Source organism: Roseobacter sp. (assembly GCF_045106495.1).
Classification (GTDB): domain Bacteria; phylum Pseudomonadota; class Alphaproteobacteria; order Rhodobacterales; family Rhodobacteraceae; genus Roseobacter.
Genome location: NZ_JBGCEQ010000027.1, coordinates 1 through 21280, shown reverse-complemented (window position 1 = coordinate 21280; position 21280 = coordinate 1). Strand labels below are relative to the sequence as shown.

At 55.4% G+C, this 21280-nt stretch carries 19 protein-coding genes and 2 pseudogenes; 10 read left to right on the top strand and 11 right to left on the bottom strand.

All coding sequences use genetic code 11. The annotated features are described in order from the left end of the window. Positions 1-82: 82 nt before the first annotated feature. A pseudogene (locus AB8B75_RS16985) lies at positions 83-655 on the bottom strand (hypothetical protein); the annotation flags it as partial. Between the two features lie 264 nt (positions 656-919). On the opposite strand from AB8B75_RS16985, the pseudogene AB8B75_RS16980 reads away from it, so the two are divergent. Further along, positions 920-1675 (top strand): annotated as a pseudogene (locus AB8B75_RS16980) (type IV secretion system protein); the annotation flags it as partial. Positions 1676-2075: 400 nt separating this feature from the next. Here the strand turns inward: AB8B75_RS16980 and AB8B75_RS16975 are convergent. Both AB8B75_RS16975 and AB8B75_RS16970 read right to left on the bottom strand, forming a co-directional pair. Next, a complete protein-coding gene (locus AB8B75_RS16975; protein ID WP_405363999.1) occupies positions 2076-3413 on the bottom strand; it encodes an FAD-dependent oxidoreductase in 1338 nt (445 codons plus the stop codon). Continuing rightward, a complete protein-coding gene (locus AB8B75_RS16970) occupies positions 3410-3658 on the bottom strand; it encodes a (2Fe-2S)-binding protein (RefSeq protein WP_405363998.1) in 249 nt (82 codons plus the stop codon). The genes AB8B75_RS16975 and AB8B75_RS16970 overlap by 4 nt, the downstream gene beginning before the upstream one ends. Positions 3659-3847: 189 nt before the next feature. Here AB8B75_RS16970 and AB8B75_RS16965 point away from each other — a divergent pair, with 189 nt between their 5' ends. The 6 genes from AB8B75_RS16965 to AB8B75_RS16940 are packed head-to-tail and all read left to right on the top strand — an operon-like array spanning position 3848 to position 10532. Continuing rightward, a complete protein-coding gene (locus AB8B75_RS16965) occupies positions 3848-5401 on the top strand; it encodes an ABC transporter substrate-binding protein (RefSeq protein ID WP_405363997.1) in 1554 nt (517 codons plus the stop codon). Between the two features lie 57 nt (positions 5402-5458). Continuing rightward, complete coding sequence (locus tag AB8B75_RS16960; protein ID WP_405363996.1) at positions 5459-6400, top strand: ABC transporter permease; 942 nt, start codon at positions 5459-5461, stop codon at positions 6398-6400. After that, entirely contained in the window at positions 6397-7269 is an 873-nt protein-coding gene (locus AB8B75_RS16955) for an ABC transporter permease (RefSeq protein WP_405363995.1), read from the top strand. The genes AB8B75_RS16960 and AB8B75_RS16955 overlap by 4 nt, the downstream gene beginning before the upstream one ends. A 4-nt stretch (positions 7270-7273) precedes the next feature. After that, positions 7274-8233 (top strand): ABC transporter ATP-binding protein, encoded by a 960-nt coding sequence (locus tag AB8B75_RS16950; protein WP_405363994.1) that lies wholly within the window; start codon positions 7274-7276, stop codon positions 8231-8233. Continuing rightward, on the top strand, positions 8230-9192 hold the full coding sequence (locus tag AB8B75_RS16945) for an ABC transporter ATP-binding protein (RefSeq protein ID WP_405363993.1): 963 nt from the start codon (positions 8230-8232) through the stop codon (positions 9190-9192). Before AB8B75_RS16950 ends, AB8B75_RS16945 begins: the two co-directional genes overlap by 4 nt. Beyond that, positions 9171-10532 (top strand): MmgE/PrpD family protein, encoded by a 1362-nt coding sequence (locus AB8B75_RS16940; RefSeq protein ID WP_405363992.1) that lies wholly within the window; start codon positions 9171-9173, stop codon positions 10530-10532. Before AB8B75_RS16945 ends, AB8B75_RS16940 begins: the two co-directional genes overlap by 22 nt. On the opposite strand, the gene AB8B75_RS16935 is transcribed toward AB8B75_RS16940, so the two are convergent. Then, positions 10477-11388, bottom strand: coding sequence for a LysR substrate-binding domain-containing protein (locus AB8B75_RS16935; RefSeq protein ID WP_405363991.1), 912 nt, complete (start codon positions 11386-11388; stop codon positions 10477-10479). The genes AB8B75_RS16940 and AB8B75_RS16935 overlap by 56 nt on opposite strands. Before the next feature lie 93 nt (positions 11389-11481). Between AB8B75_RS16935 and AB8B75_RS16930 the strand changes: the two genes are divergently transcribed. Both AB8B75_RS16930 and AB8B75_RS16925 read left to right on the top strand, forming a co-directional pair. Further along, positions 11482-12615, top strand: coding sequence for an NAD(P)/FAD-dependent oxidoreductase (locus AB8B75_RS16930; RefSeq protein WP_405363990.1), 1134 nt, complete (start codon positions 11482-11484; stop codon positions 12613-12615). Between the two features lie 16 nt (positions 12616-12631). Then, positions 12632-13009: a RidA family protein gene (locus AB8B75_RS16925; protein WP_405363989.1), complete on the top strand. Its 378-nt coding sequence runs from the start codon at positions 12632-12634 to the stop codon at positions 13007-13009. Positions 13010-13366: 357 nt separating this feature from the next. Here the strand turns inward: AB8B75_RS16925 and AB8B75_RS16920 are convergent, their stop codons facing one another. The 6 genes from AB8B75_RS16920 to AB8B75_RS16895 all read right to left on the bottom strand — a co-directional run bounded on the left by AB8B75_RS16920 (position 13367) and on the right by AB8B75_RS16895 (position 19350). After that, a complete protein-coding gene (locus tag AB8B75_RS16920) occupies positions 13367-15334 on the bottom strand; it encodes a type IV secretory system conjugative DNA transfer family protein (protein ID WP_405363988.1) in 1968 nt (655 codons plus the stop codon). Next, on the bottom strand, positions 15327-17543 hold the full coding sequence (locus AB8B75_RS16915; protein ID WP_405363987.1) for a relaxase/mobilization nuclease domain-containing protein: 2217 nt from the start codon (positions 17541-17543) through the stop codon (positions 15327-15329). The genes AB8B75_RS16920 and AB8B75_RS16915 overlap by 8 nt, the downstream gene beginning before the upstream one ends. Next, entirely contained in the window at positions 17530-18111 is a 582-nt protein-coding gene (locus AB8B75_RS16910) for a helix-turn-helix domain-containing protein (RefSeq protein WP_405363986.1), read from the bottom strand. Before AB8B75_RS16910 ends, AB8B75_RS16915 begins: the two co-directional genes overlap by 14 nt. 386 nt (positions 18112-18497) lie before the next feature. Then, positions 18498-18725: a hypothetical protein gene (locus tag AB8B75_RS16905; protein WP_405363985.1), complete on the bottom strand. Its 228-nt coding sequence runs from the start codon at positions 18723-18725 to the stop codon at positions 18498-18500. Next, positions 18722-19081 carry a DUF2958 domain-containing protein gene (locus AB8B75_RS16900; protein WP_405363984.1) on the bottom strand — a complete coding sequence of 120 codons (360 nt, stop codon included), beginning with the start codon at positions 19079-19081 and terminating at the stop codon, positions 18722-18724. The genes AB8B75_RS16905 and AB8B75_RS16900 overlap by 4 nt, the downstream gene beginning before the upstream one ends. Before the next feature lie 68 nt (positions 19082-19149). Next, positions 19150-19350: a hypothetical protein gene (locus AB8B75_RS16895; protein WP_405363983.1), complete on the bottom strand. Its 201-nt coding sequence runs from the start codon at positions 19348-19350 to the stop codon at positions 19150-19152. A gap of 160 nt (positions 19351-19510) precedes the next feature. Between AB8B75_RS16895 and AB8B75_RS16890 the strand changes: the two genes are divergently transcribed. After that, positions 19511-19891 carry a hypothetical protein gene (locus AB8B75_RS16890; RefSeq protein ID WP_405363982.1) on the top strand — a complete coding sequence of 127 codons (381 nt, stop codon included), beginning with the start codon at positions 19511-19513 and terminating at the stop codon, positions 19889-19891. 80 nt (positions 19892-19971) lie between these two features. Here the strand turns inward: AB8B75_RS16890 and AB8B75_RS16885 are convergent. Then, positions 19972-21280: dihydroxyacetone kinase subunit DhaK (locus AB8B75_RS16885; protein WP_405363981.1), on the bottom strand; the 1309-nt coding region annotated here is incomplete at its 5' end.

The following is a 21280-nucleotide window of genomic DNA, read 5'->3' as shown; positions in this document are numbered from 1 at the left end:
GCAACCCGTTACGACAGGTGTCCAAAGGTTTTCCTGTCCGCAATAGCACTCGCAGCAACCGTCATATTCTGGTTATGAGTCCTGAGCCTAGATCAACGATCGCGGATCGGTTGCAGTCACCATCACGGCCGGACTCGTTTTGGCGTGCATACCGGACATCATAGACTCGGATGGAACGCACAAAATTGAACTCTGGACCGCTGATGTCGATGTCAGCGCGTTCTTGGACCAATTGGAGCGCAAATCCTTTCGGAAGCAGAGTTGGCTTCGATCCAGCGAAATTCAAAAGGGCATTTTCAGAAGACCGAGGTTCGGTTGCTAGCGACAAGAGCGGTCGTGATCGATCCTGACTAGTGAACAATATATCGTAGAGACGACCTCGATTATCCGACGGGGTAACTGGAGCATAGGATGCGCCCATCGGGCACCGCCAAATCTGCAATGGTGGTTCAACCGGCCAAGGCGTGATCCGGCGGATGAACTCGGCGCGTGCACGGGCGCACGGAACTGACGCTGGCCAGCCGCCAGACAGGCACAACAGTATTGCGCAGTCGATCTGATAAGTTTGAGCTTGCGCACGATTGGCAGTGCCAATGAAGGGACCGAGCAGTGCAAGTGCGAGTAGAAGTGTATATGATCGGATTGAGCGAAACATGTGAAGCATCCCAGCCAGTAGGGTGCCACCAGCATGACTCCACTAATATACTATTGCAAGCCATGATATACGATTGGTATTAGTCGTGTAAGGTTTATTATGTAAATTATTGACTATTTGAATAGCTTTGCAGACCAAATAGACGTGCAAATCTACCAGATTGTAATTGGTCCCAAAACTCCGCGCGTAAGGACGAATTGCCAACTGTAGATGGATGTGAAGGCGTCCGCGTCATGACACACCACAACGATTCAGCGGTATTTACCCGGCCCGTCTGGCACATTCGCCGAAGAGTTTGACAGGCTGATTGCCGAGCTTGGGGAATATCTCAACGCTGCGGGGTCGGAACTGAACTGGATGGCAGGTGCCATGCTCGATATCGTTGGTGTGCTTATGCTGTCGATCCTCGGAGGACTGGCTGCCTTCATTCTGGTCGCGTCCCGTTTGATGATCGCGCTGCTCATAGGAATGGCACCGGTCATGATCTTTCTGACACTTTTTGATGTGACGAAGGACTATTTTGCTAGGTGGTTATCGGCATTGGTATCCTTCGCGATCTATCCAATCGTAGTGGCGGGTGTGTTTGCGACCATCACCGGGGTCGCATCGGCGTTGATCGGCGAGCTTGGCGATCCAGAAGGGGCGACAAACATTGGAGCGCTCATCCCTTTCTTTATGATGGTGCTCATGGCCAAGGGCTTCATCATCGCGACACCATTCATCGTACGCGCGATCTCTGGGAACATCATGATGCCTGCACTGTCTGGTGGCCTCGGTGGGAGCTACGGGTTTATGCGCGCGGCCATGGGCAATCAGCAAGCGTACAACCGCTATCTGGTTGGTGGAGCGAGTGGAGCGGAATATGCAGCGTTAAGAGCGCGGCAGATGTTTGGCGTGCAACAGATGCCGCAGCGGCCTGGGATGGCGCAGACCTCACCGGCAGCAAACAATCCGTCTACAGGAACTGGGTCGCAGATGCTGGCGCAACTCGCGAGGCTTGGAAGGTTAGGAAGGCGGTAGACCCGCACAGTCGACATTCAGGAATGGTGAGCGAATTCACACTCTGCGGAAAAACCGACATTGGATTTCTGAACTTTGCTGGCGCAGCATTCATTCGCCCATGCAGAATGGCCGTCACAGCGTTGCAGTCCAAGTCGCCAGAGCGGTCATTCAGCCCGACTTTATGACGTTACATCCAAACTGCAAGTTCACGGCATGGTGTGAACCCATATGTCGCGGACTTTGATACTTTGCGGCCAGCAGGGTCAACGTCTGGTCTTGCGTTTGGTTGCATCGTAACAGCTAACTCACACAGGCAACTGCGCACCTTATTGATTTGAAAGTAATTGTCCCTGGCCTTACATCCAAAGGTACCAAGACCACGTCTAGCGCCGGCTGAGAATCGCTAGGCCTGCATCTATCATTGATCAAGCTTCGCAAGGGCTGCAAAACTTACGGGAAGGATTGGGTTGCGCGCGCGCGGCAAGCCAACCTGATCTGTTGTGCTATTCGTGCTGCTTGCCGCAAAGTCCGCGAGAGAGTGAGTGCAAAGGCGACCCTGACATGGGCCCATACCAATTCGAAGCGCGCGTTTGATGGCGTTTGGATCAGTCCCGTGCGTCTCGATGGCGTCGGTGACGGCTGAAGCGCGGACCATTTCACACCGGCAGAGAACAGTTTCCGACGTTGCAGCTTTTGCTGTTTGAATCGGCGGATACGCCCGGTCAATGAACTTACGGAACGCCTTTTGGCGGGTCATACCACGACGATCTGAATTTGATTCGATATCGCCACACGCCCTACGGGCGGCCATACGGCCAGAAATTATAGCTGCGTTGACCCCTAGTATACTCGCACCATCACCCGCAACTTCGATCACTTCGCTACCCGTGGCGTGCCAGGTTTGTTGTTGCTCAGAATAGATGACGTCAAGGTCAGCTGCGCGAATAGGATTGAGGTTCGGAACGATACCGTCGTGGATAAGGACGGTGGATGCTTCGATATCGACGACCTTGCGGCTCCTAAACCGCACGCCCGTCGCACGATCCGTCCCTTGAATTGCAATATCATGCGCATTGCGCCAGACAGGCGTGCGGCGGAAAAAGCGTTTCGCCAGCAGGCCAAGGCCTTTCACCGCGATTTTTGGCGCAGCAGCAGCGCCCATGACCTCGGGAACGGACGCCAAGAGCTGTGATGAACCCGCTGGTTCAATCATGGCATGGACGGGACGGCCTGCGACCGCGAGCTGTTCGGCCAAAAGAAGCGGAAGCGGTCCAGTGCCGATGATGACGATTTTACCTGTCGGCAAATCACCTCCTGACTTCATATAGATCTGAGCGGCACCAACGCCCATCACGCCGGGGAGCGTCCAGCCTGGCAGCGGCATTGGGCGTTCCTGCGCGCCCGTCGCCAAGATCACCTTTTTTGCATGGCCAGCTTCTGCGCCATTGGGACCATCTAAGGCAAACCCGCCATCCGCATCCAGGCGCCAGAGCCGCGTGGACGGATGATATGAGATCTTGTCGGCCTCGACTTCACCCATGAAGGCTTTTAACAGCTTTGCGCCCTTCGCATAGTCAGCGCCAAAAATCGTCAAGCGATGCGGACGCGATGTTTGGTTACTGCCCAAAAACGCGTAGATGTTTCCGCCGGGCTCCGGTCGGTTGTCTACGATGACGGGTTTCTTCCCAAGCCGGGCAGCTTCTATTGCGGCAGACATTCCAGCGGGGCCCGCGCCTACAATGAGAAGATCAGTCATGACAGTCCTCGATTGATTTGCATCCCATCGCGAACCTTAACGACACATGCTTGTTGGTTGGGTACGCCATCGATTTCAACGAGACACTCGAAACAAACACCCATCATGCAGAACGCAGCTCTCGACGAGCCATCGACGGGATGTTTGCGGAAAATCGGCACTGGCTGGCGCAATAAGACACTCGCAAGAAGCTCATCAGCTTCCGCAGCGCAGGGTTCGCCATCAATATGAATCTCTATCGGCATTGCTCTGGTCCTTTCATAAGAACCTGCCAGACCCTTCGTATTATTTGAAGATTCGATTAGTGCTGGTCGTATGCGAAAAGGTTATATGAAAACAGTATAACCTTTGGTAATCTTAATAGGGCTAATCGGTATTTGACGTTAAGTACTCGCTTGGGTCTGCTAACCTCGCATCAACAGTGGAGGAAAAAAATGAAATTCGTAAAATCAACTATGGCGGCGGCGCTTCTTGCGACAAGTGCCCTAACCCTGCCAACAATGGTGCAGGCGCAGGAGCTTACAATGGCCGTTGCGGCGCAAAGTGCCGGTCAGCTTGACCCGCATGTTTCGACCCGTACGGAAGACAAGGTTGTCTTCGCTATGGTCTTCAACGGTCTCGTGCGTTTTGCACCGGGTTCCATGTCATCAGACGCAATTGAACCCGATCTCGCCGAAAGCTGGGAAACATCTGAGGACGGTCTGGTCTGGACCTTCACTTTGCGTCAAGGCGTCCAGTTCCACGGTGACTACGGTGAAATGACGGCCGAAGATGTGGTTTATTCGCTGACGCGTGCAGCTGATGTCGACCGCTCCAGCGTCGCATCCGACTACCGGGCCTTCCAATCCGTGGAAGCGGTCGATGACTACACCGTTCGGATCACTCTTTCTGAAGGCATTCCAAGCCTTCTCGGTGTCGTTGCCAACTACCACGGCGGCAACATCGTTTCAGCGAAAGCCGCAGAAGAACTAGGCGAGAACTTTGCCACCAATCCGGTCGGTACAGGTCCGTTTGCTTTCGACAATCTCGCCGAAGGCCAGTTTGTGCGTCTGACTGCTCACGAGGGCTACTTCCGCGGAACACCTGAACTCGACGCCATCACAATTCGCTACATCTCCGAGACGAGCGCACGCGACTTGGCTTTCCAAACCGGTGAGCTTCACATGATCGAAGGTGAGCGCGAGGATCGGTGGGTAGAGAACACGACATCTTCGGGCGAAATCGAAGTCGATGTCTTTGAACCAGGCGAATTGCGCACATTGCACATCAATACCACAAAAGCACCGTTTGATGACATTCGTGTGCGTCAAGCTTTGGCCCATGCGATCAACCGCGAAGAGCTAATTGCGTTCGCTGGCAACCTAGTCGCGCGTGGAAACGAGGCTCCGGTCCCGGATGGCTATATCGGCCATGAGTCTGAGGTCGAGTTCTTGCCATTCGATCAGGATCGCGCTCGCGAGTTGCTTGCGGAAGCAGGTTATGCCGACGGCGTGACGGTTCCAATCGCGATCACCGAACGGGCATCTCTTTTCGGTCCGATGCAGGTGATTCAGGCCCAACTGGCGCAGGTCGGCATCAACATCGAATTTGATGTTATGGAACACTCTGCATGGCATGCTGCCATTCGCGACGACGTCAGTCCGCTCGTTCTTTATGGCGCGGCGCGGTTTCCTGTTGCAGATACATATCTGACGCAGTTCTACCACTCCGACAGCATCGTGAACACGCCGACGGCTGTTACGAACTTCTCGCACTGCTCGCTTGCGGACGAACAGATCGTTGCTGCGCGTTCCGAACCAAACCCAGAGCGCCAGCAGGAACTGTGGAGCGAGGCGCAGCAGCTTCTCGTGACCGAAGTGTGTTCGATCCCGCTCTTTGAGCTGCTTCAGGTTTGGGCCCGTGCGCCCGAAGTAGACCTAGGCTACGAGCTAGATGGCTCGTTGTCACTGGGTCCGGTGATCACCGAGCAGACAACACTGTCCGAGTAAGCGAAATTACCGGCGAAGGCGGTTCTGCCGGCTTCGCCACTTTGGGGAGGGCTTTAAGTGGCCAGATACATCATTCAGCGGCTTTTGAGCACGATCCCGACCCTGTTCGGGATTTTGGTAATCGTGTTCGTCATGATCCGCATCGCACCAGGCGATCCTGCTCTGGCCATTCTTGGCGACAATGCTTCGCAAGAAGCTCTGAACGCCTTCCGTGAGCGCATGGGATTGAACGATCCTATGATCGTCCAGTTCTGGGACTTTATGAAAGGCCTGGCCTCCGGCAGTCTGGGTGTTTCAATGGTGACAGGCACGCCGGTCTGGCAGTCGATCAGCGAAGTGCTTCCGTTCACTCTGGAGCTCGCTTTTGGCGCAATCCTTTTCGGGATCGTCATCGGGGTTCCGCTCGGGATAATCTCCGCCTTATGGCGTAACGGCTTTCTCGATTATTTCCTGCGGGTCGTGTCGCTTCTCGGCCTCAGCTTCCCTGCCTTTCTGACAGCAATCCTGTTGATCCTTTGGTTATCAATCGAGTGGCGCATTTTCCCTGTCATTTCTACGCCGACCTCCGGGGGCCTCTGGGACCGAATCTATAACCTGATCCTCCCTGCCCTCAGCCTCGGTCTCATCATGGTGGCCTACATCATGCGCAGCGCACGCTCAGCGATGCTCGATGTTCTTGGCGAGGACTATATCCGTACAGCTCGCGCGAAGGGCGCACCGGGACGACGCCTGATCTGGCATCACGCGCTTCGCAATGCCCTCATTCCTATCGTGACGGTTGTCGGTCTCTATTTCGGGTTGCTAATCGGCAATGCCGTTTTGACTGAGATCATCTTCAATCGACCCGGCCTTGGCAAACTAATCGTTCTGTCACTAAACCAGCGTGACTACACCACGCTTCAGGGATTGATGATCGTATCCGCCTTAATGATCGTGATCGTAAACCTTTTGACGGACATCTGCTACGCGCTGGTCGATCCGAGAGTGAAACTGAAATGACAACAATGGACACAACCGCCCCCGAAAAGCGCTCGACCTTATCGTCAATGTTGCGTTTGGCCCGGAAAAACAAACTCTCGACCTTTGGCCTCGTGATGTTTCTGGTGATCTTGCTCGCGGCAGTCTTTGCACCTTGGATCGCGCCACACGATCCACTGGCACAGAACATTGTTGATCGCCTAGAAGATCGATCGGCAGAGTACATCCTCGGAACAGACAAGTTTGGGCGGGACACGTTTTCGCGCATTCTCTATGGCCTGCGCGTGTCGCTCCTGATCGGTCTGACCTCTACAGCCCTTGCAATGGTTCTTGGGTGTGCCCTCGGGATCATTGCCGGTTACCGCGGCGGATGGGTCGACACATTGATCATGCGCGGCATGGACATGCTGTTGGCATTTCCAACGCTGATCACCGGCCTTTTCATCGTTGCTGTTCTTGGCGCAAACTTCATCAACATCGTCCTGGCCATTACCGTGACGATCTTGCCAAAATTCGCGAGGGTTGCTCGCGCACCGACCATTGCTTTGAAAGAACGTGAGTTTGTCGAAGCAGCCCGCGCGCTTGGCTACTCGGATACACGGATCATGTCAGTCCATATTGCGCCCAACATTATGGGCGAGGTAGTTGTGCTGGCATCACTCTGGGCCGCCTATGCCATCCGGATCGAGGCCTATCTGTCTTTCATTGGCTTGGGGGTTGCACCCCCTACCCCAACGCTCGGAACGATGATCCGCGACGGGTTCAACAACATTCTCGATGCGCCATACGTGTCCATCTATCCGGGCTTTGCCGTCCTTCTGGTCGTCCTGTCCCTCAACCTCGTTGGCGACGGTCTACGCGACGCCATCGACCCAAAGCTGAGGGATTAAGCCCATGACTTCCCCACTCATGCAGATCGAAGATCTCTCGATCTCATTCAAAATCGATGACAGCTGGTGCCGCGCTGTAAACGGTATCTCATTCGATATCCTGCCAAACGAAACGCTCTGCATTGTTGGTGAATCCGGCTGCGGAAAAAGCATCACCGCGATGTCGCTTATGAAGCTCTTGCCGGACTCTGCCCGGCTCGGTGGCAAGGTCATGTTTGACGGCCATAACATGCTGTCTCTTAAGGAACATGAGCTTGAAAAAGTCAGAGGCAGCCGGATCGCAATGATCTTTCAGGAGCCGATGACCTCGCTCAATCCGGTTCTGACGATTGGCGAACAAATCGCCGAACCGTTGGTTCTGCACAAAGGTATGAGTTGGTCGGCAGCCCGCAAAGAAGCGCGCGACCTGCTCGATCTTGTCCGCATTCCTGATGCACAGAAACGGCTTGGGCAGTATCCGCATGAATTGTCTGGTGGGATGCGTCAAAGGGTCATGATCGCCATTGGTCTAGCCTGCCGACCTGAAATTCTGATCGCGGACGAACCAACAACGGCTCTTGATGTTACGATTCAAGCCCAGGTTCTTGCCCTATTGGAAGACATCCGCAAAGAACAAGGCCTGTCCATCGTGATGATCACGCATGACCTTGGGGTTGTAGCCAACGTCGCAGACAGGGTCGCGGTGATGTATGCGGGTGAAATGGTCGAGACCGGCTCGGTCGAGGCTATTTTCGACGCACCTGCTCATCCATACACGCAAGCGCTTTTGCGCACGGTTCCACGCGCCGACGTCGCCTATGATCTTGCACCAATCAGCGGTCAGGTACCGCCCATTCAGGCGATGCCTGAGGGGTGCCGGTTCGCTCCGCGTTGTCCCGAAGAACACCGGGCATGCAGAGCCACACCGAAATTGAGTGCAGGTCCACATTCCGTGGCCTGTTGGGCGCGGGAGGGCGCAGCATGAACGAATTGCTTGTTGTAGAGGGCCTTGGGAAAACTTTTGGCTCAAAGAAGTTCATGCAGGCAGAATTCGCGGTCACTGCACTTCGCAACGTCTCATTCAGCATCAACAAAGGTGAAACAGTCGGCGTCGTTGGTGAATCCGGTTGCGGAAAGTCTACCCTCGCGCGCTGTGTGCTCGACCTGATCACGCCGACTACAGGCTCGGTCTTGTTCGATGACACAGATCTGACAGCGCTTGATGCAAAGGCCAAACGCGTAATGCGCAGCCGCATCCAGATGATCTTTCAGGACCCGTACTCGTCTCTGAACGGCAAGCGTACCATCGGCAAAACTTTGGCAGAGCCGCTGTGGGTACACGAGGGGGTCCGCTTCAAGGATGCACTGCCCCGCATTCATGCCGTGCTGAAAGAGGTCGGCATGCCGATCTCTGCCGCTGACAAATATCCGCACGAGTTTTCAGGCGGGCAACGTCAGCGAATTGCTACCGCGCGGGCACTTATCCTCAAGCCCGACCTAGTCGTTGCGGATGAGGCCGTCTCAGCACTCGACGTCTCCGTTCAAGCGCAGGTTCTCTTGCTCATGCGCGGTATCCAGAAAGATCGCGGTCTGAGCTACCTTTTCATCACCCATGACCTCGGGGTTGTTCGCAACTTTTGTGATCGGGTTCTGGTCATGTATCTCGGAGCCGTTGTGGAAAGCGGACCTGTTTCCGAACTGCTCAACGATCCGAAACATCCTTACACGAAGTCCCTGCGCGACGCAGCTCCCATCCCGGACGTCTCGAAGCGACAGAAGTTGGCGCTTCTGGAAGGTGAAATTCCGTCTCCGGCAAATCCACCTTCGGGTTGCGCGTTTCATCCACGCTGTCCGCGCGCGACAGACATCTGCCGTCAAGAGGCTCCGAAACTGGAAGGCGCTACGGATCAACGGATGTTCGCATGTCACAACCCGGAAACGTAGGCATCGTCCTTCCGGAACTTGCCCGGATCGCAACTTCATTCGAGATGACCGCGGAGGCGCAAACTGCCGCAATCGAAGCGATAGCAGATACAGTCACATCCGCCGCCGCTGCACCAAGGTACGCCTTTGCAAAACCTGTACAAGACGCCTACGGCATTGGTCATTCAGCGATTTGGTTCACTGGGAAAACCGCATCGGGGATCGGCGCAGGTTTTGCGAATGCAATGACATCTGCCGCGCTCGATCTTGACGATGGCCACAGGGCGTCGCGCGGCCATCCGGGTGCTGCAGTGATCGCCGCCGTCTTTGCAGAACTCGACCAGCTTTCCGCCGACCGCAAATCTGTCACCGACAGCTCCGTTTTGAGAGCGGTGGCTGTTGGCTATGAGGTTGGGCTGCGCGTCGCTGGTGCCAAAAGTTTCTATGCCAGGACGGGGTTCTGGGCAGGGATTGCTGCCGCAGCCGCCGTTGGCAGTCTGCGCAAGCTTTCAGCGACGAAGTTTGCGCACGCGCTTGCCATTGCTGCTGAGACCGGTCCGCATATGGCAACGACAACATCACCACCGGCATGGCCTCAGCCGAACGGGACGGATGTGAAAGAAGGTATTCCCTGGGGGGTGGTAACCGGCATGGCCGCCGTTCCTTTAGCGAAAGCGGGCATGACTGGACCGCTCGACTTAGTCGATCATGCTCCGTTCTTTGACGCGGGTGACATTCTGTTTGAACGAGATCGCCCAATGGTTTGCGAAAGCTACACAAAGTTCCACGCCGCTTGTCGTCATGTGCACGCGCCGGTTGAAGCCGTTGCACAATTGATGGAAAACAATGATCTGACATGGAAAGATCTACGCGAAATTTCGGTTGAGGCCTATAGCGGCGCGCTCCGGATAGCAAACCTGCGGGAACCCGTGACGGTTGTCGATGCGCAATACTCGATTCCTTACTGCATCGGCCTGGTGGCGGTTCGAGGTCTCGAATGTCTTGCAACGATGGATGGAGGCGATCTTAGCAATACCGATGCAGAATCCGTTGCGAGACGTGTTAAGATCTCGGTCAGTGAAGAATTTGAATGTGAGTTTCCCGCCAAAACGCTTGTGCGAGTGACAATCAGAACAAAATCAGGCGATTTGGTCAGCCCTGTAACAGCGCCAAGCGGCGAGGCAGATGATAGACCGAATTGGGACCGCCGCGTTGAAAAACTACATGCGACGACTGCGGCTAGTCTCACCAAATCAGCACGATCAGATCTCTTGGCTGCTTTAGAGGAATTACGCGGCGGTTGCCTTACAGCGCTGCGCGCGCAGATGTTCTCTCATCACGAGCCACCTCAAGCGCGTTAAGAACCAGATCGGTACTGCGCCGTTCGCGCCCATCAACAGGGCGCACGGATTGGACCTGAACGCGGAGTGACGGCGTGAATCGGCGGAACACCAAACGATTCATGTGATCTTGCGCAAAGACCGGTGACATGACGCTCAGCCCGAGACCGTCTGCTGCAAAAGCACAGCAATTCGGGGCGGTCGTGGCCTGGAGAACAATATCAGGCTCGATACGGGAGGCTTCAAAGGCCTTGTCCATCACCTGTCTCGAAACACTACCCTGCGTGAACGAAATGAACGGCTGCCCCTGGAGATCAGAGATATCGATCACATCGTGATCGGCTAACACGTGATCGGACCGCATGACAGCGACCATTTCCTCATCAAGAAACAAGTTGGACTGCACCTGTGGATGATCGAGATCACGGGCAATGATACCGAGGTCCATCTTCCGAGACAGGATGCCGTGGGAGATGAATTCGGAACTACGTACAATAAATGAGATACTGATGTCCGGGTGATCCTGTCGTACGATCTGCGCGGCACGGGAAAGAAGACTTGGTGGAAACCCCGGCATAACCCCGACCGTGATGAGGCTACGCTCCTTTGCACGAATAGCTGCGATCGCCTGCCCGATTTGATCGACGCCAGACAGGATGCGGTCAATCTCCTCATAAACTTTCATACCCCGTTCGGTAACAACAGGGCGGTTGGAACTGCGATCGATTAGCTCCATACCGATGTCCAACTCGAAGTTGTTCAAGAGCTTGCTTACCGCAGGTTGCGAGACGTAAAGAGCGTCTGCCGCCTTAGAGACACTGCCGTTTTCGACAAACGCCTTATACGCTTCGAGCTGCCTCAAAGAAGGCTTTCGCACGTCATAACCTCCAGGAATATAAGCTGCGATCTTTGTGCTTTTACATTCTGCTGCACGGTTCCTACTGTCAAGGCCAGGTGCGAAGGGATGAGAATGACGAAACTAGCGGAATTTGCGGTGATCGGAGCGGGTGTTGTAGGTGCGAGTATCGCCTACGGTTTGCTCAAGCGCGGCCATTCCGTCGTCCTTCTGGATGGCGCCAAAACTGATCCGCGTGCAAGCGGCGCGAACTTCGGCCTTGTTTGGGTGCAAGGCAAAGGCCCAGGCGTTCCTGAATATCAAACGTTGACGCGCGTGTCTTCTGATGCATGGCAGGCGTTCGCACTTGAACTGGCAGATGATGCCGCTGACACAGATGGTTCACTCGCTTACGAGCGCAACGGCGGTCTTACCTTCACCTTTGGTGAAAATGGCTTCCAGGAACGAAAAAACTTGCTTAACCGGCTTCACAACGAGCGCGGTGGTGACGGCGATGACATCGAGATGATCGACCGGGCCGAAATCCAGAGATTAATGCCTAACTTCGAATTGGGTGCAGAAGTTTCGGGCGCGAGCTTTTGCTGGCGCGATGGCTGTGTGAATCCACTTCGCCTTCATACGCTCCTTCTCCAGGCTATCGAGAACCTCGGAGGTAAAATCCACTGGGGGGCGAAAGTCAGATCGGTTGAGGGAAAGAACGGGTCTGGCTGGCAGTTGAATACCGAGGCAGGCGATATGTGGGCGGGCCACGTCATTGCTGCATCGGGCCTTGGCGCAAAGACAATCGCAAAGCAGCTTGGACTGAATGTTCCTGTCCGACCTCAAAGAGGGCAAGTTCTTGTCAGCCAACGCATGCCCAAGGTTATGGGACTTCCGGCAAGTACCTTGCGCCAGACAGCCGATGGCACGTTTTTGGTTGGTGCAACCAAGGAGGATGTCGACTTCGATGAAAGCACATCCCTTTCGGCCGCCGGACAGCTAGCGCGAAATGCGCTGCGTATCACACCGATGCTTGAGAACATGAATGTTGTGCGCCACTGGTCCGGTTTGCGGGTCATGACGCCAGATGGTGCTCCAATTTATGACTTTGGCGAAACGGCAAGTGCAGCAGCCTGCCATTCTGGGATCACGCTTGCCCCTATCCATGCAGACCTCTTCGTCAACCGCGTTCTCGGTGTAACGAACGATCCGCAATTGGATGCCTTCCATCCACGCCGTTTTGCTGAACCAGCAAATTCCCAAGTCTGAAAAAAGAAAGATGCCGATGATCGAACGGATCGAAACCAAGCAACGTATGAGCCGGATCGTGAAGCATAATGGTCTGGTCTACCTCTGTGGCCAAGTCGGGGACGGCGAAACTGTTGCCGAACAAACCGCAGACTGCCTGTCCCGCGTTGATGACCTTCTGAAAAAAGCGGGTTCGGACCGCAAGCACGTCCTACAAGCCATTATCTGGCTGTCGGATATGTCAGACTTTGCCGCGATGAACGAAGTCTGGGACGCCTGGATACCAGAGGGCTTCGCACCTGCCAGAGCTTGCGGTGAAGCGCGACTGGCGCGCGATGTCTTAAAGGTTGAGGTCATTATCACTGCGGCAACAATCCGAAGCTCTCTCATGTCAAACGGTGAGGGGCACAGATGAACATCAAATTTTCTGAACAGCGCTCAGACGCTCAACTTTACCTCCCTGTCGCGATGCCCTCCTTTCCCTGAGGGTGCGACACCTGGCCCGGCGAACGGCTACTCCCAACCGTTCGCCGGTTTTGACCGAGTCGCACTTTGCTGCGCACGGCGACCGCGTTGACGGTGGTCTCAAAACGTCCTTCATGCCTGAACGTCCACAATTCCTTCTGCTACGCAGCGGGTAGTTTTGGGCAGTGCAGCGGGTTGTCGTGCTGCGAGCGCACGCAGCGAGAATTTGGTGGGTCTGCTAAGGGCTCTTTTGAGACCTTCGCCGCGCCAAGGCCAAACGGCCGGTTTCCGCTCGGCCACCCTGATCTCAAACCTTCGTCAGCTGCGCTTCCAAGCTACCAAGATCATCGACTACTAGATCGAGTGCATTCCGATCCTCTTTGTCCCGCTGTTCGAGTTGCTCAATTGGTCCAGCAGCGAAGTCCATTTCGAGTTGTTCCCGTTTCTCGGTAAACACCTGCATAACAGACTCGACCCTTGGCGCAGCGGAAGGTTGATCAGCTAAGGAACTAGTTTTCTGCGCATCCTTAGCCTGACTTTTGCCGCTGCCCATCTGACTCAAATCTTGGGCCTCAACCGGCTGTTTCTTTGCAGCACCTCTACCGCTCTCGTCACCTCCCCCGCCCAACTTCGGAAACGGCAACTCCCCCTTCTGCGCAGCGTGCAGTGCCCCGAACAACCGGTCATCAAAATACTGGATCCGCTTGGCTTTGATCGGCATCTGCGCGTCCACTACCATCACGATCTCATCGAGCGGCAGGCGCCGCGCTTCATCCTCGGGCAACAAAGACGTCTCTTCCGTCCGCATGGACTGGCTCCGCCCTTCAAACGGGTTTTTCCCGATAGGGCGAGAGCGGGTCACCACAGTCTTAGTGGTCTTACCCACTGCCTTGCTGAGTTCTTCGATCGTCTTTTCATCTGAGGGTGTGAGGTACAGCTTCACGCCTGCGTTGCCCTGTAGTGCTCGCCGCGTGTTCTCACCATAGATTTCATCGAGGGCGGGGATGGTTTGGGTCACAACCGCAAGGTGCCCTCGGTACGTCCGCAAGGTCTCGATGCTTTCGACGACAATAGGCATTTTTCCAAGGCGGTTGAACTCATCGAGCATAATCATCACAGGCCAAGGCTCGTCTGGACCTGGTTCTTTTTCCTGCATCGCGGACAGCAGGTCTGAGAAGAACAATCGAATGAGCGGCGCGAGCGGTTTAATCATCAGAGGCTGGACAACGAGGTAAACGGTGAAGGGCTTTTTGCGGATCGTGCGGAAATCGAAATCCGAGACCTCCGTCGCTTCGTCAATCGCCGGGTTTTGCCATTGATCAAGGCCAGAGGTCATCAACAGCGAGACATAAGACGTCAGCGTATCATTGTTAGTGGATGCCAGTCTCGTAAAAATGAGCTTTGCAGCTTTGTTGTTCACCTCATGGCCACGAGCCACATATTCCTTTTGCTTGTTCCCGCCCGATGCGGCGATCCTATAGATTTCCCCTAAGGTTGGTTTCTTGCGCTGAAATGCCAGTAGACCGGCTGCGACGAACAGATCGATACCGCCTTTGAGCAGTCCCTGAACTCGGTCGTTATCGCTCTGTAGGAACAATGTCGCGAGCAATTGCAGTTCCATTTGCTGGCGTGCGGCGTCCTTCAGCTCAAATATCCGCAGTAGTGGGTTGTAGCGATGCGTGCGTTTGTCCTCCCAATCCGTCGGCGCAAAGCGGTAGACTTTATCGCCCTGGCTTGCGCGGTGCCGCGCCGTGGCTTCAAAGCACTCACCCTTCACATCTAGAGTTACCGCAGACCCCTGCCACGTCAGCAAGTTCGGAATGACAAAGCCTGTCGTCTTGCCGCGCCCTGTTGGCGCAACAATCAGTGCATGTGGAAACACCTTTGAGGAAATGTATCGCGCACCCGATTTGGGGCTTCCCAGTTTGCCAAGGATGAACCCTATCCCCGGCTTTGCAAAAAAGCCGTTCGCCTTCATCTCACCGCGCTTTTGCCAGTGGGTTTGCCCGAACCGTGTCAGGGCTGAACTCGACATCGCGAGGCTCATCATCAAGCCGGCCACGGAGGCTCCCGCCATGATCAGATTGATCAGCTGAAAATCATCCGGCCGTCGGCTGCGGATCGCCATGTAGTTTTGGGCGATGTAGGCAAAATCAATATCCGCAGTGAACCCGAGATCTTTGAACGATAGAACCGCAGAGGCAATTGTGTACCCCATTGCGGCAGCGACGAGCGTGATCAGACACACACCGAGGGCGATACGCGCCTTACCCATGGGTCAGACCGCGTTCGATCTCACCGTCCACATCTGCGGCGCGGTGCTTTTCGACTTCGACGTCGGCAAGCTCGTCCACGACCTGGCGCAAGGCCTCAGAATTTGCGGTCGCCGCATCTGATTGCAGATAGACCTTCGCTGCATAGAGCCGGTCCAGCCTGTCTTCGATGATATTGTCCAAGGCACGGCTGTCACCTGCGTTTAGCAGATCACGTTGTTCATCACTCAAAGCCGTTTCGATCTCTGATCGGTAAGCGTCCCGCTGTTCATCGGTGTCAAACGGATCGGAGAGCACGCCTTCTCTCTCATGATCCAACACACGCGCCACCTCTGGCGTATCGGCCACCGTTGAAGCTTCACGCTCTTGGAGCCTTGCCTCATAAACCCGCGCATAGGTATCCCCCAGACCATCGGCGAGTTGCTCCGGCATATCAGGGTATCGCTGCTGAAGATCACGCGACACAGCGACAGAGAGCGGCGTACCGCTATGGGCCCCCATACGTGCCGCTTCGACTTCCATGGCGATCTGATCCGCGGCGCGTTGATCAACGATTTGTGCATCGCCTTCTTGCGTCGTGCGGACGACATCTGCAGGCCGCGCAATCAGTTCTGGGTGCTCACGCAAATATGCCCGTTGCTCATCTTCCAACCGCGCAACTGCGCTGGACTCAATGACCGCGTCGTCGCGCTCGTCCATCGGCGTAGCGAGCCGTTCTTCGGCAACAGCCGCTTCAACGCGGGCCTCTGAGAGGTGCACGTTGACCTCACGGGCGTCCTCAATGACCCCATCACGGCGCAGCACCTGTGCGCGCTCAAGCATTGTTCCCAGCTGTACATGGACGTCATTCAGCGCATCGCGTGCTTTCTCTAAATCAGCGCGTCGCTCAAGGTTCAGATCCTTAGCGTCCGCCACTTTGGAAAGATCATCTGCGATCCACTGATGCTCCAGAGCCGCGTTCTGCGCCCCCGTTTCCATCCGCGCCACAACCTCAGACGTGCTGATCCCGGTTCCTCGCAGCGCCGCATCAACACGGCTGCGCGTCCGTGGCTCCGCCAAGCGATCTAACTGGCTCTCTTGGATATTGGCCTCCGAGTAAATGCCGCCATCAGAAGGTGCCTCAGACAACGTGTTGGATCGCAGGCCAAGTGGCTGCATATGCTGCACCCGCGCTTGAATTGCATTCAGGCTCTTTTGCAATGCGGGACGCTCCGCATCCGGCTTGCCCGCGATCAACCCCTCGATGTTTTCTACCTTCTCCGCATACTGACTGCGCAGATCTTCAAATGAGTCGTTCTCGGCCATATAAACCCCTCCTGCTGTCTTGATATGTCCGCCTTTGGCTAGAACTTCTGCCGCACGGAACAGCACATCAGAGATGTCTTCCCGGTTCTCGCGCGAGGCTTCGGCGGCCAGTGAATTGAACATGACCTTGGTGTTCGCGATGTCTGCTAAGGTGCGGGTCAGATCCTCACCGATGCGTGCCCGCTCGACCGGCGCCCTGCCCTCTTCCTTGGCTGCATAGACTTCACGGGTCTTCGGCGGGTAATGCACAACACCGCGATCTATGCGCCGCGTGGCTTCCAGCCGCACGCCGTACTTCTCCGCTTCTTCGACCATCGCAAGACGAAAGTCGTCATAGTTGAACCGGTGATCCCGCGCCAAATAGAAGAACTCACCTTCCTGAGATCGGCGGTTTAAAACGATATGTGCATGGGGGTGGTCCCGGTCTTCGTGCACGGCAATGATGTAGTCGAAGTGACCCTCGTCCGTTTGGAATAACCGCTCGGCCACGTCCGAAGCGATGTCGCGCACGTCTTCCCCGCGCGTTCCAATCGGAAAGGACATGAGCATATGAGTGGTCTGTCCAAGCTTGGGTTTGAACCCGCCATCCCAACGCTTGGCAAACCGGTCTGTAAGGTCTTTGATTTCCCCTGATCCGAGCTTGGATTTACCATCCAGGAATCCACTACTATCGACGATATGGGTCGACTTGGTGGTGAGATATTCGAGCTGATTGAACAGCTGAGATTTACTGTGTGTCCCACCCCCACGGATGGCTTTAAACACGGCTGCCGGATGACCCGCCGCCGCCCGAATAAGCTGCTTTTGTTTTGAGGCGTAGAGGCCCTGCATCGAGCCTCGAATGCGGCTCCAGCCATCCTGGAACACCGCCCCCGTAACAGCATCCACTGCATCATTCTGCGGCATGTGCAAACTCCTTCAAAGCGGCTGTTGCGGTCAGCTGCATCGCATCCGCGCGGCGGCGCACAAGCAGGTCGATCTCGTCTGCGCTGTCGAGGATGAACCGTGCCAAACTGCGCATCTGAGCAAGTCGCAAATCAGAGAACTCAGCGCCAGCCCCCTGCCCCACCCGATTGGCCTTCTGCATCTGTTTGGCAATCTGCGCGACACCGTTTCCAACGTCGTTCAAAGAGGCGCGATAGCGCGCCATCTCTACCGCCAATTGGACGTCCGGAACGAAGGTCCCGCCAGCCGCTTGCATCAATCGGCGCAGCCCTTCCGAGCGCGTCTCGATCCCCGCTGACGCCAGCACCGCATCGAACGCTGCCATCTCGTCAGAAGTTACTTTCACACTCACCGCTAACACCGGAACCGCTGTATCTCGCTGGCGCTCTGCGTCACTCTTCACGGTGTATTGCACTGCCCGTGGTGTCACCCCGAACCGCTCCGCAAGCACGGACGTGGACACCCCGTCTGCGGCTTCGCGCACAATCTCCAAGCGTTGCGCATCGGTTAGACGTCTTGAGCGAGACATGCGAAGAAAAACCCCCTATTTCCTGCCACCTTCATACAAGGCTGCACCTAACATACGAAACTATACTATTCTGTCAATAATATACTTACGGAGAATTGGCGGGCAGGCAGCCTTGTATTCCGTTTCACGCCGAGCACCACAGGTGCGAGGCCGCGCCCAAAAGGGCGCAAAAACCTAGCGTGCGATTGCCTATGAGAACTCAACAAACTGTTTCATCAGCCGCGCACTCGACACGTGTTGTTTATGGGATACGGACCAAGGAAACTGATCGGTCTTCTGCTGAATCTGCCGTTCCTTCTATCGAAGAAGGAGTGCGGACTCATAGTCATGCAGACGCCAAAAGATGCGACCACAAGTTCAGGTGATCGCAATTGGTAGGGCCATTATTAGGCAGCTTTGTCGTCGTGATCTGTCAAGACCATCGCGTTAGTGACGCTTACGAAAAGTGGCGTGATCTGATACTCACCACAGTGCTCATCAGAAGGTTTGACAGCAACGATCGCAGCAGCTGGTTCGCCGTTCAGAAAGCACGAGAACAAGGCGAAGTAATCATGCTCTCCCGATGTCAGCGCCTCATAGGCACTGATGTGTTCGAAGCGGATATTGGTGCTCATGTCACGATCCCTCCTACTTCGCGGGCACGGTCGGCATATTGGCTCAGGGGACCGTTTGCGTTGAAGTGCAGGTCACGTTCGATTGGCAATCCAAGGCGACCACGATGGGCGAGTAGAACACTGATCCGAACAGAACCAAGCTCGGGAAATCCGAGGCCCAGATCACAGAGCCCAAAAGCGATGTCTGGATCGTCTGGTTCGGTCTCGGACAGCAGCCAGGTCGCGCCTCCGTCAGGTGTGAAGAGTTTGACGACTGGAGCGTGGTCGATCGTATCATCGCCGGCTTCGATGCGGGACTGGTTGGCTTGGCCATTGGCGGCAAGTTGATCGAGAATGTCTTTGGGCAAGAGGTCCATGGGAATGTCCTTCGTGAACTGATTGGTAATAAGCGGGAGGGCAGACCGCCCTCCCTTGGCGTTGCGCGTCACTCGATGACTGGGGCATCGTCGGTGTCGGCCTTAGGCTCGAAGAGAACCAACTCGCCGTTGACAGGGTTGGCGAAGAGCTGGATGGTCATGAAGGATTTGGCCCCCTCGTTTTGGGGGAAGGCGACGCCAACTTTGTGAAAGCGCGTCTTGCCGTCTTTGCCCGTGTCGGGGGTCGTGACTGTGTAAAATTTGGTCATGTCGGTTTCCTTTCGTTTTCGATGCAAACGGGAAACCGGGACCGGTCGGACCGGATGTCATGCGGAACTTTGCTCCGCGCGGAATGGGCGCGTGAGCCGCACAGGGGAAAGTTCTGCTTGAAGGGAGCTTGCGACCGTCAGACTGGGCAGGTCACGGAGATTGCATCAGGAAGAAAACGGAAGAGACCGACCTGGCCATTTGGAGCCTCAACGACACTCGACCAAGAAAGACGAAAGCACGCTTTCAGTTGGTGCGCTCCTGGTTCAAACACCGTGGCTATCTAAATACTCGTCCCGTGAAAAATCCGACGACGAGAAGTCGAAAAGACCCACCAGCCCGAAAACGGTCGTCGGCGAATTGCGCAGCGAACGGCTGGAAAGAGCCCAACCTGTACCTTGGATTTTCTCGCTGCGTGCGCTCGCAGCGCAGAAAATGCTGCGCGGGCGAAGAAGTTCATGCCGTCGCGCCGACAAAGAAACGGTCGTTAGTATGGTGCGCAGAACGGATCAACTCATATATGGCGTACAAAAAACGCGCTGATGCAAATTTCCACGGAAAATCCATAGGGCAGTGCTAAGCGGATTGATTTCCAAATGAAATTGGGGATGCGCACAGTAAAGTTACGTGGGTACAACAGAATTCACGAGGCGCTCGAAAACGCGCGCTACGGCTTCTGCTCCGGGATCCACATTCCCTTTTAGTTGGGTTGCATTCACATATGCGGCGCGGCCCGCATTTGCTTCGAGCATCTCGGCTGTTGCTGCAGCACCCTTTCTGGCCTTTGACGCTGCCGCGCTCAAACTGTCTTCAAGACCATCCAATGCTGGGTGCAGCGCATCAATCATCGTTCGGTCGCCTAGCTCAGCTCCTCCAACTTCCTGAACGCGCTCTAGACCAAATTGAAGTGCCGAGACTGTAGAGCGCCCACTCGCAAAGGCTTCTCCTGCCGCGGAAAAGAATATCGCCAAAATAACACCAGAAGAACCACCCATTGTTTGGGTCAGCTCACGGCTGATTGCCGGAAATAGCTCGGTCAAATCCGCCAGTGGCAATTCATCCAAACGATCTTTTAAAGCTCGTGCAGCTGTCGCAACCGTCGCACCTGTATCGCCGTCGCCGGACTTTGCATCCAAATCATTCAAATCGCCCTCGGCCGCGATCAATGCATCGCAACATTCTGTCAGAATACGCTGGTGACCGGCATGAGCGGATGAAAGAAGTTCGACTGCAGCCCTGCTTTCAGGGACAGGTACAAGCTTGGGAGCTATCAGTTCCTGCATTTGCGGCCATGCCACACCTGCGGTTTTCGCATTCAGCAACTCTACATCCTGGCAGGTGAGTGGATAAAGAGAAATTGACGCACCATGCATATCCAGTGACGTCATCAAAGACGCTGGCCCGACCACATGGAGGATCTTGGGCCCAATTTCAGACTGGCGCAATTCCTCTGTCAGCACTGCCATTTCCAAGGATGTGGTGCCTCCGAGATTGTTGATCAAGGCAACGTATTTCTCGTCCTTGATGTAAGGTTTAAGCTTGGTGACCGCATCAGACACCGCCTTTCTGGCGTCAATGAACGGTGTCTGTTCTGCTCCGGGTTCACCGTGAATACCTAGGCCCATTTCAATATCGCCCTCAGCGATACGATCTTCACGCGCGGTCCCTGGCACGGTGCAACTGCTCAGCGACATGCCAATGCTAATTGCATTTTTGGCAGCACGGGTTGCTGCGCTTGTGACAGCTTCCAAATCGCCACCGGCTTCAGCGACAGCGCCCGCTATCTTGTGCACGAAGAGTGTGCCCGCTACGCCGCGAGGTTTTGCTATTTCCGGCAGAGAAATATCATCTTCCACCACGACCATATTGACGTTTAAACCTAATTCACGCGCCCGCGCAGCGGCAAGACCAAAGTTTAGTCTGTCGCCAGTG

Coding starts and splice junctions, on each gene's coding strand:
- AB8B75_RS16975 (WP_405363999.1), bottom strand. CDS start 3,413: ATGACTGATCTTCTCATTGTAGGCGCGGGCCCCGCTGGAATGTCTGCC.
- AB8B75_RS16950 (WP_405363994.1), top strand. CDS start 7,274: ATGACTTCCCCACTCATGCAGATCGAAGATCTCTCGATCTCATTCAAA.
- AB8B75_RS16910 (WP_405363986.1), bottom strand. CDS start 18,111: ATGTCTCGCTCAAGACGTCTAACCGATGCGCAACGCTTGGAGATTGTG.
- AB8B75_RS16895 (WP_405363983.1), bottom strand. CDS start 19,350: ATGACCAAATTTTACACAGTCACGACCCCCGACACGGGCAAAGACGGC.
- AB8B75_RS16900 (WP_405363984.1), bottom strand. CDS start 19,081: ATGGACCTCTTGCCCAAAGACATTCTCGATCAACTTGCCGCCAATGGC.
- AB8B75_RS16905 (WP_405363985.1), bottom strand. CDS start 18,725: ATGAGCACCAATATCCGCTTCGAACACATCAGTGCCTATGAGGCGCTG.
- AB8B75_RS16970 (WP_405363998.1), bottom strand. CDS start 3,658: ATGCCGATAGAGATTCATATTGATGGCGAACCCTGCGCTGCGGAAGCT.
- AB8B75_RS16915 (WP_405363987.1), bottom strand. CDS start 17,543: ATGCCGCAGAATGATGCAGTGGATGCTGTTACGGGGGCGGTGTTCCAG.
- AB8B75_RS16955 (WP_405363995.1), top strand. CDS start 6,397: ATGACAACAATGGACACAACCGCCCCCGAAAAGCGCTCGACCTTATCG.
- AB8B75_RS16920 (WP_405363988.1), bottom strand. CDS start 15,334: ATGGGTAAGGCGCGTATCGCCCTCGGTGTGTGTCTGATCACGCTCGTC.
- AB8B75_RS16930 (WP_405363990.1), top strand. CDS start 11,482: ATGACGAAACTAGCGGAATTTGCGGTGATCGGAGCGGGTGTTGTAGGT.
- AB8B75_RS16925 (WP_405363989.1), top strand. CDS start 12,632: ATGATCGAACGGATCGAAACCAAGCAACGTATGAGCCGGATCGTGAAG.
- AB8B75_RS16940 (WP_405363992.1), top strand. CDS start 9,171: ATGTCACAACCCGGAAACGTAGGCATCGTCCTTCCGGAACTTGCCCGG.
- AB8B75_RS16945 (WP_405363993.1), top strand. CDS start 8,230: ATGAACGAATTGCTTGTTGTAGAGGGCCTTGGGAAAACTTTTGGCTCA.
- AB8B75_RS16965 (WP_405363997.1), top strand. CDS start 3,848: ATGAAATTCGTAAAATCAACTATGGCGGCGGCGCTTCTTGCGACAAGT.